This is a genomic window from Williamsia sp. MIQD14 (genome assembly GCF_051025635.1).
GTDB lineage: Bacteria > Actinomycetota > Actinomycetes > Mycobacteriales > Mycobacteriaceae > Williamsia_A.
Genome location: NZ_JBPFDG010000005.1, coordinates 430070 through 444433 on the forward strand (window position 1 = coordinate 430070; position 14364 = coordinate 444433).

Consider the following 14364-nt stretch of genomic DNA (forward strand, 5'->3'; position numbering starts at 1 on the left):
CGGACGCCGTCTGCCGAGAGGACCTCGCCATGAGCGACGCGACACCCGCCACCGACCCCGCCGGCCCGTCGACATCGGTGGGCGCCGACGTCCCTCGGGACGGATCCGGTGGTCTGGCCTTCGGCGTCGACGTCGGCGGTTCGGGCATCAAGGGCGGCATCGTCGACCTCTCCACCGGCGAGCTCGTCGGCGAGCGGTTCAAGGTGCTGACCCCCCAGCCGTCGACACCCGCCGCGGTCGTCGGCGGTATCGCCGAGGTCACCGAACACTTCGCCTGGACCGGACCGGTCGGGGTCACGCTGCCCAGCGTGGTGTCGGGCGGGGTGGTGCGCAGCGCGGCCAACATCGACAAGTCGTGGATCGGGACCGACCCCTACCCGCTGCTGGCAGGCGCGCTGGGCGGCCGCGACTTCTCGGTCCTCAACGACGCCGACGCCGCGGGTATGGCCGAGGACGCCTTCGGCGCGGGCAAGGACGCCGCGGGGATGGTCATGCTGCTGACCTTCGGAACAGGTATCGGCTCGGCGATCCTGTTCCACGGGAAGCTGGTCCCCAACACCGAGCTCGGCCACATGGAGGTCGGCGGGGTGGAGGCCGAGCACCAGGCGTCGTCGAAGGTCAAAGAGGACAAGGACATGTCCTACGAGAAGTGGGCCGGCCACGTGTCGAAGGTGCTCACCGCCTACGAGAACCTCTTCTGGCCCGACCTGTTCATCGCGGGCGGTGGGATCAGTCGCAAGGCCCACAAATGGGTCCCGCACCTCACCAACCGCACGCCCGTGGTGCCTGCGACGCTGCTCAACACGGCCGGTATCGTCGGCGCGGCGATGGCCGTCGCCGCCCGTCTGCGCCCCTGATCGGCGGTTATGGCGCCGTCAGGCGTGGTGTGGCGAACGGCGGGGCCGTCGAATCGTTACAATGGGTCGGTCGGCCATCGTGCCGGCCCATCACGCCCCCGCTCCGCCGAGGTGATCTCTCGGTGTGACGCCACATGATTCCAGTCCCGAAAGGTCGTACGTGGCAGCCACCAAAACTCGCCAGGAAACGGACAGCGACGAGTCCTCCGACGTGACCGCCCCGCGAGCAGCAGCAAAGAAGACGACTGCCCGGAAGACGGCCGCCAAGAAGGCACCCGCGAAGAAGGCCCCGGCCAAGAAGGCGGCCCGCAAGGCCACCGCCAAGGCCCCGGCCGCCGCCGATCCCGCCACCGACGGCGACGAGAACCCCGAGTCCATCGACGATCTCGACGCCCCCGAGGGTGAGATCGACGAGGAGATCGTCGTCGACGACATCGAGGTCGAGGAACCGTCCACCGACTCCGACGGCAGCACCGCCAAGGTGAAGCCGGCCGCCAAGGCCGACGCCGAGGAGATCGAGGAACCCACCGAAGAGGACAAGAAGTCCGGCGACTTCGTCTGGGACGAGGACGAGTCCGAGGCACTGCGGCAGGCCCGCAAGGACGCCGAGCTCACCGCCTCCGCCGACTCGGTCCGCGCCTACCTCAAGCAGATCGGCAAGGTCGCGCTGCTCAACGCCGAGGAGGAGGTCGAGCTCGCCAAGCGCATCGAGGCCGGACTCTTCGCCACCGAGCGCATGCGTCGTATCGCCGACGCCGGCGAGAAGCTGACCGTCGCCCAGCGTCGCGACCTGAGCTGGATCTCCCGTGACGGCAACCGCGCCAAGAACCACCTCCTCGAGGCGAACCTGCGTCTCGTCGTCTCGCTGGCCAAGCGCTACACCGGCCGCGGCATGGCGTTCCTGGACCTCATCCAGGAGGGCAACCTCGGTCTGATCCGTGCCGTCGAGAAGTTCGACTACACCAAGGGCTACAAGTTCTCGACCTACGCCACCTGGTGGATCCGTCAGGCGATCACACGCGCCATGGCCGACCAGGCCCGCACCATCCGCATCCCGGTGCACATGGTCGAGGTCATCAACAAGCTCGGTCGCATCCAGCGCGAACTGCTCCAGGATCTGGGCCGCGAGCCCACCCCCGAGGAGCTCGCCAAGGAGATGGACATCACGCCGGAGAAGGTGCTGGAGATCCAGCAGTACGCCCGCGAGCCCATCTCGCTAGACCAGACCATCGGCGACGAGGGCGACAGCCAGCTCGGTGACTTCATCGAGGACAGCGAAGCGGTCGTCGCGGTCGACGCGGTGTCGTTCACGCTGCTGCAGGATCAGCTGCAGTCGGTGCTCGAGACCCTGTCCGAGCGTGAGGCGGGCGTCGTCCGCCTGCGCTTCGGCCTCACCGACGGTCAGCCCCGCACCCTCGACGAGATCGGCCAGGTCTACGGCGTGACGCGGGAGCGCATCCGTCAGATCGAGTCGAAGACGATGTCGAAGCTGCGCCACCCGTCGCGCTCACAGGTGCTGCGCGACTACCTCGACTAGTCACCCCCGTTCCGACCCGACTCGGCCGCCCCGGAGATCTTCCGGGGCGGCCGAGTCGTCTGTGGGGTCACGACCGGGCGCGGTTGCCCTGGTCGAACAGCGCCCACGCCGGACCCGTCGCGAACCAGATCACGGTGATGATGCCCAGCAGCGGGAAGATCCCGAACAGATCGCGCGCCTGATCGTCGTCGGCGACGGTGGCGGCGAGCCCGAGGATGCACCCTCCCGCCACCAGGGCCGCGATCAACCACCTGCCGAATTCGGCGAACTCGCGGCGCACCGCCGCCGGCCCGTGCTTCACCCGGGGCGGTGGTGGCGGCCCGTCGAAGAACCAGTGCGCACACCGCACGTCGGCCCACCGGACGATCGCGTGTCCGAACGCGACGGTGACACCGAGATAGATCCCGGCGATGCGGTGGATCTGCTCGACCTGTGCGCCGGCGTGCAGATCGAGCGCGACGGCCGCGAGCAACACGAGATCGACCGCGGGCACGAGCCGCAGCACGATCGTCGACGCCCGCTGGGCGCGAAGTCCGTAGCGCACGACGAGACCTGCGACGACGACGACCCAGAAGCCGATCTCGCAGCCGATGATGACGAGGAGCACGGGGGAATCCATGTCCGCCAGCATCGTCGGGCGGCACGGGGTGGCGCGTCGGCCGCAGGCGCGATATCGCCCCGTGCAGCTCATCACTTCGGACGATCCGGGCGTCGGGTCGGCCGTGGTGAGATGGGGTCGACCGGGTGAAGGAGGCTGGCGACGTGTGGAGTGCGGTGGCCGATCGGCCGCGGTCACGCGATGCGTGCGTGTCCCTGGCCTTCCTGGCCCTCGGTGTCGTGCTCTACGCCGCAGATCTGAGCGTGATCGGCGGCAACACGGGCACACCGTTCGATCTGCCGCGCTGGCTCGGGCTCGTCACCCTTGCCGCCGCGTGCGGGGCGCAATCGCTGCGTTCCACCGCGCCGGGGATCGCCCTGACCGCCTGCGTCGTCGTGGTCGCGCTCGACACGGCTGTGGCGCAGTCCATCTCGGTGTGGCTGGTGGCCTCGGACGTGGTGTACGCGGTGGCGTTGTACGCCGGCCGTCGCACCGTCCACACGATGTACGCCGCCCTCGGCGCGATCGCCGTCCTCGCGTTCGCATCGGTGGTCGCGGTCGGTGCAGGCTGGCAGACGGTGTTGCTCGCCGGACTGTGGACGCTGGCACTGGTGATCGCACCCATCGGCTACGGCCGCGCCATCGCCGAGCATCGGGTGGCGGCGGCCGGTGAGCGGGAACGGTCGGCGATCCTCGCGCAGCTGGCCGACCGCGACCGCGCCGACGCCGTCGCCGAGGAACGTCGGCGGCTCGCGCGCGATCTCCACGACATCGTCGCCGGGCACCTCTCCGGCATCGCGTTGCAGTCGGCGGCAGCCATGGCGGCGGGCCCCGCCTCCCCCATCACCGCCGAGGTGTTGGCGTCGGTGCGCGCCAACAGCGTCGCCGCCCTCGGCGAGATGCGCGCCATGATCGACGTCCTCGACGGCGACGACCGTGCCGGCGACGTCCTCGACACCGGTTCTCCCGCCGCATCGGTGCGCACCGCCTCGCTCCGTCGCATCGATCATCTCGTCACCACGGCCCGCACCGCGGGATCGCCCGTCGTCGTGACGCCGGAGGTTCCTCCCGATCTTCCGCCGACGATCGACGTGTGTGCCTACCGCATCGTCGCCGAGGCACTCACCAATGCCGCCAGACACGCTCCACGACAACCCATCTCGGTCGCCCTCGACGCCGACGGGGCCGGCCTGACGCTCACGGTCCGCAACGCCGTGCCCGAGGACACCGCCGCGGTGACCGTGGGCGGGCACGGTATCGCCAACATGGCCCTGCGGGCACGGGCAGCCGGGGGCCACTGCACCGCGGCGCGCGTGGGCGACGAATGGGTCGTCACAGCGCATCTGCCGACGGCCGACGGGCAGGACGTGCCGTGACGATATCGGTGGTGATCGCCGACGACCACGCAGCGATCCGGGCCGGACTCGCCATGCTGCTCGGGCAGGCCGACGGCATCGAGGTCGTCGGTGAGGCCCGCGACGGCGACGAGGCCGTCCGCCTCGTGCGGTCGCTGCAGACCGACGTGGTGGTGATGGACATCCGCATGCCGGGTACCGACGGGATCACCGCCACCGCCGAGATCGTGCGGACCGGCCTCGCCGCGGTGCTGGTGCTGACCTCGTTCGACGTCGACGACCACGTGTTCGCCGCGCTCGACGCCGGCGCCGGCGGATTCCTTCTCAAGACCGCCGAGACCGAGACCATCGTCGCGGCGATCGAGGCGGTCGCGCGCGGTGATGCGGTCTTGGCGCCGGAGGTGACCCGCCGTGTCATCGACCGGTTCGTACGACGTCGTGTGAAGGAGCCGTCGTCGTCCGCGGTGGACCTGACGGTCCTCACCGATCGTGAGCGCGAGGTGCTCGACTGCATCGGTGACGGCTTGTCGAACGCCGACATCGCCGCGCGTCTGTTCGTCAGCCCGACGACGGTGAAAACCCATGTGTCACATGTCCTGGCGAAACTCGACGTCCGCTCACGGGTGCAGGCGGCCATCATCGCCCGTGAATCGCGGTAGACACGAACCACTCGTGGTGCGGATGTACAGCCGGGCGTGATCCACTCTCGATGTGCTGGGAATCCTGAGACCGTGCCTGCGTGGATCCGACCCCGACGTCGTCGACCTGTGGCGCGCACACCTGTGCGGCGCCTGCCTCACCCTGCGCGACCGGCACGGGCAGATCGCCCGGGCCACCCTGAACACCGACGCCATCGCCGCGTCGGTTCTCCTCGAGGCGCAGCAGGCCGTCCCGGACTCCCGGGTGCGCGCCGGTCGCTGCGCCCTGCGGGGGATGCGGCCGGCGCAGGTCATCGCGACCGACGCGCTCAGCGTGCGTCTCGCCGCGACGGCGTCGCTGACCCTCGCCGGGGCCAAGGCCACCGACGAGATCGGCGAATCGGAGCTGGACCTCTCCGGCCGGTCACGTCTGCGGGGATCGCTCGCACGCGGCGTCGCGAGGCCGCTGCGGCGCGGCGCTGCCGGCGACGACACCATCGGTCACGTCCTCGACACCACGGCCGTCATCGCACGTGTCGCGGGGCAGGCGGCCGTGGAGAGTGTCTCGACCGACCTCGACGAGATCACCGCCGCGACCGAAGACGCCTGCGCCGCAGTGTTCTCCGCGACCGCCGATCTGGCCGGCCGACCGGAGAACCGTCCTGCCCTGGCCCGGATCGGGGCGGCGTTCGGTCGTTGTGGTCATCTCCTCGACGCGGTCACCGACCTTGCCGCCGACCGGGCCGCCGGCGCCTACAACCTCATCGACGCGACCGATGCCTCGATCGACGACGTGACCACAGAATGTCTGCGGCTGCACCACACCATTGCCGACGAGATCAGCAGGGTGCACCTCCGCGACGGTCGCCTGGTGCGCGCCATGATGATCCGCGGACTCCATCACTCGATTTCCCGGGCATGTGCGGCCACGCCTGCTCCCGGCCGACCGGTTCGCTCGTTGGCTGTGGCCACCGCGGCATCGTGCGCGGTGGCATCGGGCGGTCCCGAGGCCGAAGGATGCTGCACGCTGCGCGGCTGCGCGAACTGTTGTGGCGAGTTCCTCGGCAACTGCTGCTGCCAGGGTGTGTGCGAGGCATGTTGCAGCAGTTGCGACTGCAGCTGACTCAGTGCGCGTCGAGGGTGGTGCGCGGGGCGAAGGTGCCGTCGGGTCCCGGCCGATAGTCGTGTACGCGGATCACCGCCGTCACCGGCAGAGGACCGTAGAGGTGCGGGAACTGAATCCCGTCGGGATGGGGCGGATCGCCGTCCTCCCACACGATGTCGGCGGGGACACGCGACGGATCGATCTCGAGCAGTACGAGATCGGTGCGACCGGCGAACACGGCGTCGGCCGGGATGTGCACGTGGCGGAGATCGGAGAGGTGGATGAACCCGACGCTCGACAACGACTCGGGTTCGAGACGGCCGTGGCTGCTCGCGTGCACCCAGTCGGGTTTCGGACACAGGTGCACGACCGGGCCGCGGTCGTCGACAGGTGGCGATGTCATCGACATCAACGGTGCCACATCGCCACCGTCGGGCGGACGGTGATCCGATGTTCCGGGCGCGGTGGGCCGGGAGCGACCCGCCGAGAGGGCGATGGCCGCGATCACCAGCGCGATGCCGACCAACTCGAGCGGGGCCGGTATCTGGGCGAGGGTGACCGCGCCGACCACGACCGCCGTCGCCGGCAGCAACGAGAGCATCAACGCGAACCGGCCGCGGTCGATGCGGGTGAGGACGATCTGGTCGAGCACGTACGGCACCGCGCTCGACAGGACGCCGACGGCGGCGGCCGCGGCGACGAGCCCGAGGGACAGGTTCGGCGCGCCGGTGACCACACTCACACCGAGGACAAACGGCGCCGAGAGCACCCCGGCGATCGCGAGGCCGACGCCGAGATCCTCGACACCGTGACGCCACCCGCTCACCGCGCTGTGGGCGGCGGCACCGGCCGCGGAGACGCGGGCGCCGAACACGATGTACCCGGCCCAGAGTGCACCGGCGAGCAACGCCCACCCGACGCCGATCGCCGAGCCCTGCAGCGACACACCGCTCACCAGCACGACGCCGACCGCCACCGCGAGGAGGGCGGCCACCGATCGTGCTCCTCGCGCGGCGAGCGCGGCGACGGCGATCGGCCCGATGAACTCGACGGCGACGGCGACACCGAGGTCGACCTGCGAGATCGCCAGATAGAACGCGACGTTCATGGCCGTGGTGACGAGCCCGAAGACCGTCGCGCGGAGAAGCCGCACACGGTCGCCGAGGATCGCGACCGGACGGGTCAGGACGACCAACACCAGCCCGCCCGACAGCGTGCGCAGCCACGCCACGACCTCGGGATCGGTCCGGTCGAAGAGGGGGACGGCGATCGCGGCGCCCATGTACTGGCACACTGCGCCCACCACGAAGAGGATCCAGACGAAGCGGACCCGGTCGGCAGGGGCGTGCCTGAGCCCCTCCCGCGCACGCCGCGTCATCGATCGCTCGTGCGTGTTAACGATGAATGACGACCGGCGTGCAGCGGCGCGGGAACAATACGGGGAGCTGATTCGTCTGAAAGAGTGAGAGAAGCCCACCACTCCTGGTGGGTCAGCTCGCGAAGGGAAGCGTTCGCGCTCGCCCGGGACGGAGGAACCATGTCAGATGTCATCACCACCACCTCGATCTCCATGCCCCTCACCGCTGCCGACCGTTGTGACCGTTGCGGTGCAGCAGCACGTGTACGCGCGACCCTCCCGGCCGGCGGTGAACTGCTCTTCTGCCGCCACCACTACAACGAGCACGAGGCCCGACTCGCTGACATGGGCGCGACGGTGACCCGTTCCGAGGAAGAGCTGGTCTGATCGTCCGACCGCCTCGCGGTCCACAGAGCTGTCGTCAACGGCATCGTCGCATCGCGGCGGTGCCGTTGTCGTGTTCGGAGCCGGCTTCGCCCCGGTCACTTCCATGTGCGCAGCGCGCTGATCCGCTCCTTGAGTTGATCCGCCGTCGCCATCGCGGTGGGCGGCCCGCCGAGACGGCTGCGCAGCTCGTTGTGCACCATGCCGTGGGGCTTGCCGGTCCGATGGTGATGCATCGCGACGAGGCTGTTGAGCTCACGGCGCAGCGCCGAGAGCTGCGCTCCGGTCGACTCGGCCCTCTCCTTCTCTCGCTGCGGCGCCGGAGGTGCCGCGGTCCGTGTCGAGATCTGGTCGGTCTGACGCTGACGCAGCAGGTCGCGTACCTGGTCGGCGTTGAGGAGCCCGGGCAGCCCGAGGTAGTCCGACTCCTCGTCGCTGCCGGAGAAGGTCGCCGTGCCGAACGACGAGCCGTCGAAGATGACCTGGTCGAGTTCGGCGTCGGCATGCAGGGAGATGAACGCGGGATCGTCGTCGCCGGGTTCGTCCTCGGTCTTGTTCGCCTCGGCGATCAGCTCGTCGTCGAAGCCCTCCTTCTCGCGGTGCGGCTTGCCGAGAACGTGGTCGCGCTGCGCCTCGAGCTCGCTGGCCAGGCGCAGCAGCACCGGCACCGACGGCAGGAACACGCTCGCGGTCTCCCCGGGCCGCCGTGACCGCACGAACCGACCGACGGCCTGCGCGAAGTACAGCGGTGTCGATGCACTCGTCGCGTAGACACCGACGGCCAACCGGGGGACGTCGACGCCCTCGGACACCATCCGCACCGCGACCATCCACCGGTCGTCCGACGCCGCGAACTCGTCGATGCGGCTCGACGACGACGCCTCGTCGGAGAGCACGAGCGTCACCGGGGAACCCGAGATCTCCTCGAGCAGTTCGGCGTAGTCGCGGGCCGTCTTCTGGTCGCTCGCGATGACCAGCCCACCGGCGTCGGGCACACCCGAGATCCGCAACTGCCCCAGTCGGGTGTTGGCGGCGGTCAGCACCGCGGGGATCCAGTCGCCGTGCGGATCGAGCGCGGTACGCCAGGCGCGGGCGGTGTGTTCGGCCGACAGCGGCTCGCCGAGGCGCGCCGAGAACTCCTCACCGGCGCTGGTCCGCCAGCTGGCCTGACCCGAGTAGGCGAGGAACACCACCGGCCGCACGACGCCGTCGGCGAGGGCGTCGGCGTACCCGTAACTGTGATCGGCCTTCGACCGCAGCGCGCCGCCGCCATCGGGTTCGTAGGTGACGAAGGGGATCTGCGCGTCGTCGGACCGGAACGGGGTCCCCGTGAGCGACAGTCGCCGGGTCGCGTCGGAGAACGCCTCGGAGATCGCGTCGCCCCACGTCTTCGCGTCGCCACCGTGGTGGATCTCGTCGAGGATCACCAGGGTCCGTCGGTTCTCGGTGCGGACCCGGTGTCGGGACGGGTGGGCGGCGACCTGGGCGTAGGTCAGCACGACCCCGTCGAAGTCGCTGCTCGTGACACCGACGGTGTTGCGGAAGTTGGCGTCGAGGGCGATCCCGACACGCGCGGCGGCCTGGGCCCACTGGAATTTCAGGTGCTCGGTCGGCGCCACCACGGTGATCTGGTCGACGGTGCGGTCACCGAGGAGCTCCCGCGCGATCCGCAGCCCGAACGTCGTCTTGCCGGCACCGGGGGTCGCCACGGCGAGGAAGTCGCGCGGCGCGGTCGCCAGGTACTTGGTCAGCGCACGGCGCTGCCAGGTGCGCAGCGACTCGGTGGCCTGGGGAACCATGACCTCGGAAATCTCAGAACTCCTCGACATGCGCCGAAACGGGGGTGGGCGGTCGTGGTGGGCATTCGGGACGGGCGGGCGGGGTGGGTGTCGACGACGCCGCCACCGGTCACACCGATCGGGTTCGCCGTCGTGGGTGGACCGACGCACCGACCGCATCAGATCGTACCCTCGCGACGACCCCGCGCCTCCCGTCGGCGGCCCCGACACGGTCGCCCCCACGGCCTCCTGCGCCCACTGCGCTGCTCGATCGGGGATGCTGAACCCATCACCCCCATCGGCGACGACCACGACCACGAACCGGCACGCACCGCGTCGCCCGGGCGTCCGCCCGTTCTCCGGTCGCTCCCCCGGGTCATGTGGCGGGCGATCGTGAAGGCGTGGGACGACTCGATCTTCGGCATGTCGGCGCAGGCCGCGTTCTGGCAGACGCTGTCGTTGCCGCCGCTGCTCCTCGGTCTGCTGGGCAGCATCGGCTACATCGGTGGCTGGTTCGGTCCGGGCACCACGGAGATGATCCGTACCCGGATCATCAACTTCGCGGGCCAGACCTTCAGCGACAACATCGTCGACGAGATCATCACCCCGACGGTCAACGACGTCCTCGCCCGCGGTCGCGGCGAGCTCATCTCCCTAGGTTTCGTGTTGTCGCTGTGGTCGGGGTCGTCGGCGATGTCGAGTTTCGTCGACTCGATCAACAAGGCACACGATCAGCACGACGTGCGAAATGCCGTGTGGCAGCGCGTGTTCGCCCTGAACCTCTACATCGCGTTCCTCGTGGTCGCGACGTTCGTGTTGCCGCTCGTCGCCCTCGGGCCGACCTATGCCGCCGACATCGCGCCCGACTCGTGGAGACCGATCAGCACACAACTGATCCACATCGGGTACTACCCCGCTGTCGCGATCCTGCTGATCCTCGGGTTGACCACCCTCTACCGGGTGTCGCTGCCCAAACCGCTCCCCTGGCATCGACTCGTCGGCGGCGCGGTGCTCGCCGGTGTCGTGTTCTGGTTCGCCAGCGCCGGTCTGCGCATCTACCTGGGGTCGATCACGAAGACCGGCTACTCCTACGGAGCGCTGGCCACGCCGATCGCGTTCCTGCTGTTCACGTTCTTCCTGGGGTTCGCCATCGTGATCGGCGCACAGTTCAACGCGTCGGTGCAGGCCACCTGGCCCACCGCGGGGCCGACACACATCGAGCAGGTCAAGGACTGGGTGTCGGCGCAGACCACCGACCTCACCGACCAGCTCAAGTCCGTGCCCAAACGCATCCAGACCGGACCCATCCGCCGCCAGTCCCGGCCGACCGAGGCCGGGATCACCGAGGCCAGGGTCACCGAGCGCCGCGGACCGCGCTGATCACTCGCCCTTCTTGAGCTTCTCGTAGATCTTCTTGCACTTGGGGCACACCGGCGAGCCGGGTTTGGGTGAACGTGTCACCGGGAACACCTCGCCGCACAGCGCGACGACGTGGTTGCCCATGACCGCACTCTCGGCGATCTTGTTCTTCTTGACGTAGTGGAAGAACTTCGGGGTGTCGTCATCGGTGGTCTCGTCGGTGTCGATGTCGACATCGGGGCGTTCGATGGTCTGCGTTCCCATGGCCCCATTCTGCCTGATTCCCGGAGGTGACAAACGTCGTATGTGAGCTGCGTCGATGCATTGTTGGACAGAAAGTGCAACAGTGGAGCAATGGCACACGAAGAGGCACGAGAAGCGATCCTGATCACCCAGGCGCAGGTCTCTCAGGAAGACCAGCACAAGGCCCGGGTCCGTCGCTACCTGAGCCTCATGGCCTTCCGTGTCCCGGCCCTCGTCATCGCAGGAATCGTCTACGGGGCGACCGGCTCCGGACTGCTGGCCCTCGCCGTCATCGCACTGTCCATCCCCATCCCCTGGGTGGCGGTGCTCATCGCCAACGACCGGCCGCCGCGCGAGAAGGGCGAGATCCCCCGCTACAAGTGGTCCGGCGACGCGAACCCGCCCGCGGTCGAGGCGACGCACTTCCGTCAACTCAAGAGCCACGACGACTGATCCGGCCCCGCGCGCCGCGTCGCGGATGTGACACCGTCGTGCCATGAGTGAGCCACTGGAGACCGACGTCTCCGACCTGCACACCGTGGCCGACGATCTGCGTGTCGCGTTCCTCGCCCACCGATACGACGCCGACGGCGTCCTCGATCTCTTGGGCGACGACGCCCACGCCGCGCTGGGTCGTGGTGAACCGGTACCGGTTCGTCGCGCCTGCGCCGGCGGTGGCGAACTGGGGACGTTGACCCGCCTGTTGCTGATCGGGGACACGTGCACCCGGCCGGAGGTCGCGGCCGCACTGGGGTCGCTCGACGTCGACACCGCCGTCGCGGTCGGTCTCCTGCGGCCCGACGGCGACGGGGTGCGTGCGGCCGTCGATGTTCGCCCGCTCGACACCGGGCGCGGCACACGGTGGCTGTTCTCCGATCTTGACGGCGCGACCCGCGAGACCACGATCACCCCCGACCACGTGCTGGGTGTCGGCCAGGCGTCGCTGTCGCTGCTGCGGGCCTCGGTCACCGCGTCGGGGTCGGTGCTCGACCTCGGGACCGGGTGCGGCGTGCAGGCGGTCCACGCTCTCGACACCGCCGACCACGTGGTCGCCACCGACATCACCGCACGCGCGGCTGCGATGACCCGGGCGGGTATGGCCATCAACGGGATCGGCGCCGCCCGCTACGACCTGCGCACCGGACCGTGGTTCGCGCCGGTCGACGGCGAGCGGTTCGACCACGTCGTCGCGAACCCGCCCTTCGTCGTCGGGACACCGACGGTGACCCACAGCTACCGCGACTCCGGGCTCGATCTCGACGGCGCGAGCGAACTCGTCGTGTCGAGGGCCGCCGACCATCTCGCCGACGGTGGCACCGCATGCCTGCTGGCGTCGTGGGTCGACACCGGCGGCGACTGGCGCGAACGAATCGCCGGCTGGATCCCCGACCACGGCGTCGACGCCTGGGTGGTGCAGCGTGACGTCGCCGATCCCGCGCTGTACGTGGGCACGTGGCTGCGCGACGCGGGCCTCGACCCCCGTTCGGGTGCCGGGGCGTCTCGCTCCCAGGAGTGGCTCGAACACCTCGACCGGGCGGGCGTCGAGGGCGTCGGGTTCGGCTTCGTGTTCCTGCGGTCGACGGGCGAGCCGACCGATCTGCTGGCCGAGGAGATGTCGCACGCGATCTCCGATCCCATGGGGCCCGAGGCCGACGCGTACCTCTCCCGTGTCGCGTGGCTGCGTACCCACGACATCGAGGACGCGCGACTGCAGCTCGCCCCCGACGTGGCGCTGGAACAGATCTCGACGATCGGGGCCGACGGCGCCGGCTGGTCGGAGGTGGTGTCCCGACTGCACCGCACCGACGGACCACGCTGGACCCACGAGATCGACGCCTGGGGTCGCTCGTTCGTCGCCGGCCTCTCCCACGGCGGGTTGTCGGTCGCCGGTGTCGCCGATTTGCTCGCCGCGGCCACCGGCGAGTCCCTCGATCCTGCGGTGCTGCGGGGTTTCGTAGGCGACCTCGTGCGCCACGGGATCCTCCTGCCGACCGGCTGACCGGCGAGGCCAGGGGTACTCTCAGCAACTTCTCAGACCGTCCTGGACATCGCCACAGGTCACGGGTGTTTGGTCAGGGGACAGCGGGGAACTATTCGCCTACAGCGAACCGTTGAACCCCATGAAGACACACGCTCGCGAGGAGGCCGACATGCCCAGTTCCACCGCCACGACGATCAGGCCCGCAGACACCATCCGCCCGCAGATGACCGACGCGGATCTCGACGCCCAGAGCCCGGCGGCAGATCTCGTCCGGGTGTACCTCAACGGGATCGGTCGCACCGCTCTCCTCAACGCCGAGCAGGAGGTCGACCTGGCGAAGGCCATCGAGGTCGGTCTCTACGCCAAGCACGTCCTCGCCACGAAGAAGCGGCTCTCGCCCACCAAGAAGCGTGATCTCGCGCAGCTCGTCCGCGAGGGCGAGTCGGCGCGGTCGCACCTTCTCGAGGCGAACCTGCGTCTCGTGGTGTCGCTGGCCAAGCGCTACACCGGACGCGGCATGCCGTTGCTCGACCTCATCCAGGAGGGCAACCTCGGACTGATCCGCGCCATGGAGAAGTTCGACTACGCCAAGGGATTCAAGTTCTCGACCTACGCGACGTGGTGGATCCGTCAGGCCATCACCCGCGGCATGGCCGATCAGAGCCGCACCATCCGGCTCCCCGTCCACCTCGTCGAGCAGGTCAACAAGCTCGCCCGCATCAAGCGCGAACTGCACCAGCAGCTCGGGCGTGAGGCCACCGACGACGAGTTGGCCGAGGAATCGGGTATCCCGGCCGAGAAGATCGCCGATCTGCTCGACCACAGCCGCGACCCGGTGAGCCTGGACATGCCCGTGGGCACCGACGAGGAGGCGCCCCTGGGCGACTTCATCGAGGACGCCGAGGCGACCTCGGCCGAGAGTGCCGTCATCGCCGGCCTGCTCCACACCGACGTGCGCACCGTCCTGGCCACTCTCGACGAGCGGGAGCAGCAGGTCATCCGCCTGCGCTTCGGGCTCGACGACGGTCAGCCCCGCACCCTCGACCAGATCGGTCGCCTGTTCGGGCTCTCGCGGGAGCGCGTGCGCCAGATCGAGCGTGAGGTCATGTCGAAGCTGCGTCAGGGAGATCGCGCCGAGCGTCTGCGCGCCTACGCCAGCTGATCGATCAGAC

The 14364-nt window shown here is 69.5% G+C and carries 14 protein-coding genes; 10 read left to right on the plus strand and 4 right to left on the minus strand.

From position 1 onward, the window contains the following. Nucleotides 1-29 precede the first annotated feature (29 nt). Nucleotides 30-857: a polyphosphate--glucose phosphotransferase gene (gene ppgK, locus ACQ7HM_RS19475; RefSeq protein ID WP_434217882.1), complete on the plus strand. Its 828-nt coding sequence runs from the start codon at nt 30-32 to the stop codon at nt 855-857. A 160-nt stretch (nt 858-1017) separates the two neighbouring features. Beyond that, on the plus strand, nt 1018-2394 hold the full coding sequence (locus ACQ7HM_RS19480) for an RNA polymerase sigma factor (protein WP_434217883.1): 1377 nt from the start codon (nt 1018-1020) through the stop codon (nt 2392-2394). 67 nt (nt 2395-2461) lie between these two features. Here the strand turns inward: ACQ7HM_RS19480 and ACQ7HM_RS19485 are convergent, their stop codons facing one another. Further along, on the minus strand, nt 2462-3013 hold the full coding sequence (locus tag ACQ7HM_RS19485; protein ID WP_434217884.1) for a hypothetical protein: 552 nt from the start codon (nt 3011-3013) through the stop codon (nt 2462-2464). A gap of 125 nt (nt 3014-3138) precedes the next feature. Between ACQ7HM_RS19485 and ACQ7HM_RS19490 the strand changes: the two genes are divergently transcribed. The 3 genes from ACQ7HM_RS19490 to ACQ7HM_RS19500 are packed head-to-tail and all read left to right on the plus strand — an operon-like array spanning nt 3139 to nt 6108. Continuing rightward, nucleotides 3139-4368: a sensor histidine kinase gene (locus ACQ7HM_RS19490; RefSeq protein ID WP_434217885.1), complete on the plus strand. Its 1230-nt coding sequence runs from the start codon at nt 3139-3141 to the stop codon at nt 4366-4368. Next, nucleotides 4317-5006, plus strand: coding sequence for a response regulator (locus ACQ7HM_RS19495; RefSeq protein ID WP_434217886.1), 690 nt, complete (start codon nt 4317-4319; stop codon nt 5004-5006). Before ACQ7HM_RS19490 ends, ACQ7HM_RS19495 begins: the two co-directional genes overlap by 52 nt. Nucleotides 5007-5058: 52 nt before the next feature. Further along, entirely contained in the window at nt 5059-6108 is a 1050-nt protein-coding gene (locus tag ACQ7HM_RS19500; protein WP_434217887.1) for a DUF5685 family protein, read from the plus strand. 1 nt (nt 6109) lies between these two features. On the opposite strand, the gene ACQ7HM_RS19505 is transcribed toward ACQ7HM_RS19500, so the two are convergent. Continuing rightward, nucleotides 6110-7468 (minus strand): DUF952 domain-containing protein, encoded by a 1359-nt coding sequence (locus ACQ7HM_RS19505; RefSeq protein WP_434217888.1) that lies wholly within the window; start codon nt 7466-7468, stop codon nt 6110-6112. A 159-nt stretch (nt 7469-7627) separates the two neighbouring features. On the opposite strand from ACQ7HM_RS19505, the gene ACQ7HM_RS19510 reads away from it, so the two are divergent. Then, a complete protein-coding gene (locus ACQ7HM_RS19510) occupies nt 7628-7834 on the plus strand; it encodes a DUF7455 domain-containing protein (RefSeq protein WP_055788822.1) in 207 nt (68 codons plus the stop codon). Nucleotides 7835-7929: 95 nt separating this feature from the next. Here the strand turns inward: ACQ7HM_RS19510 and ACQ7HM_RS19515 are convergent, their stop codons facing one another. Next, on the minus strand, nt 7930-9630 hold the full coding sequence (locus tag ACQ7HM_RS19515) for a DEAD/DEAH box helicase (protein WP_434217889.1): 1701 nt from the start codon (nt 9628-9630) through the stop codon (nt 7930-7932). 357 nt (nt 9631-9987) lie between these two features. Between ACQ7HM_RS19515 and ACQ7HM_RS19520 the strand changes: the two genes are divergently transcribed. Continuing rightward, nucleotides 9988-10989, plus strand: coding sequence for a YihY/virulence factor BrkB family protein (locus ACQ7HM_RS19520; protein ID WP_434217890.1), 1002 nt, complete (start codon nt 9988-9990; stop codon nt 10987-10989). On the opposite strand, the gene ACQ7HM_RS19525 is transcribed toward ACQ7HM_RS19520, so the two are convergent. Then, on the minus strand, nt 10990-11232 hold the full coding sequence (locus ACQ7HM_RS19525) for a DUF3039 domain-containing protein (RefSeq protein WP_045822545.1): 243 nt from the start codon (nt 11230-11232) through the stop codon (nt 10990-10992). 90 nt (nt 11233-11322) lie between these two features. Here ACQ7HM_RS19525 and ACQ7HM_RS19530 point away from each other — a divergent pair, with 90 nt between their 5' ends. From ACQ7HM_RS19530 to ACQ7HM_RS19540, 3 genes are all read left to right on the plus strand, one after another. Further along, nucleotides 11323-11664 (plus strand): DUF3099 domain-containing protein, encoded by a 342-nt coding sequence (locus tag ACQ7HM_RS19530; RefSeq protein WP_434217891.1) that lies wholly within the window; start codon nt 11323-11325, stop codon nt 11662-11664. A gap of 43 nt (nt 11665-11707) precedes the next feature. Further along, on the plus strand, nt 11708-13210 hold the full coding sequence (locus ACQ7HM_RS19535; RefSeq protein WP_434217892.1) for a DUF7782 domain-containing protein: 1503 nt from the start codon (nt 11708-11710) through the stop codon (nt 13208-13210). A gap of 151 nt (nt 13211-13361) precedes the next feature. Continuing rightward, nucleotides 13362-14354, plus strand: a complete 993-nt coding sequence (locus tag ACQ7HM_RS19540; protein WP_045822634.1) for a sigma-70 family RNA polymerase sigma factor — start codon at nt 13362-13364, stop codon at nt 14352-14354. The last annotated feature ends 10 nt before the right edge of the window (nt 14355-14364 follow it).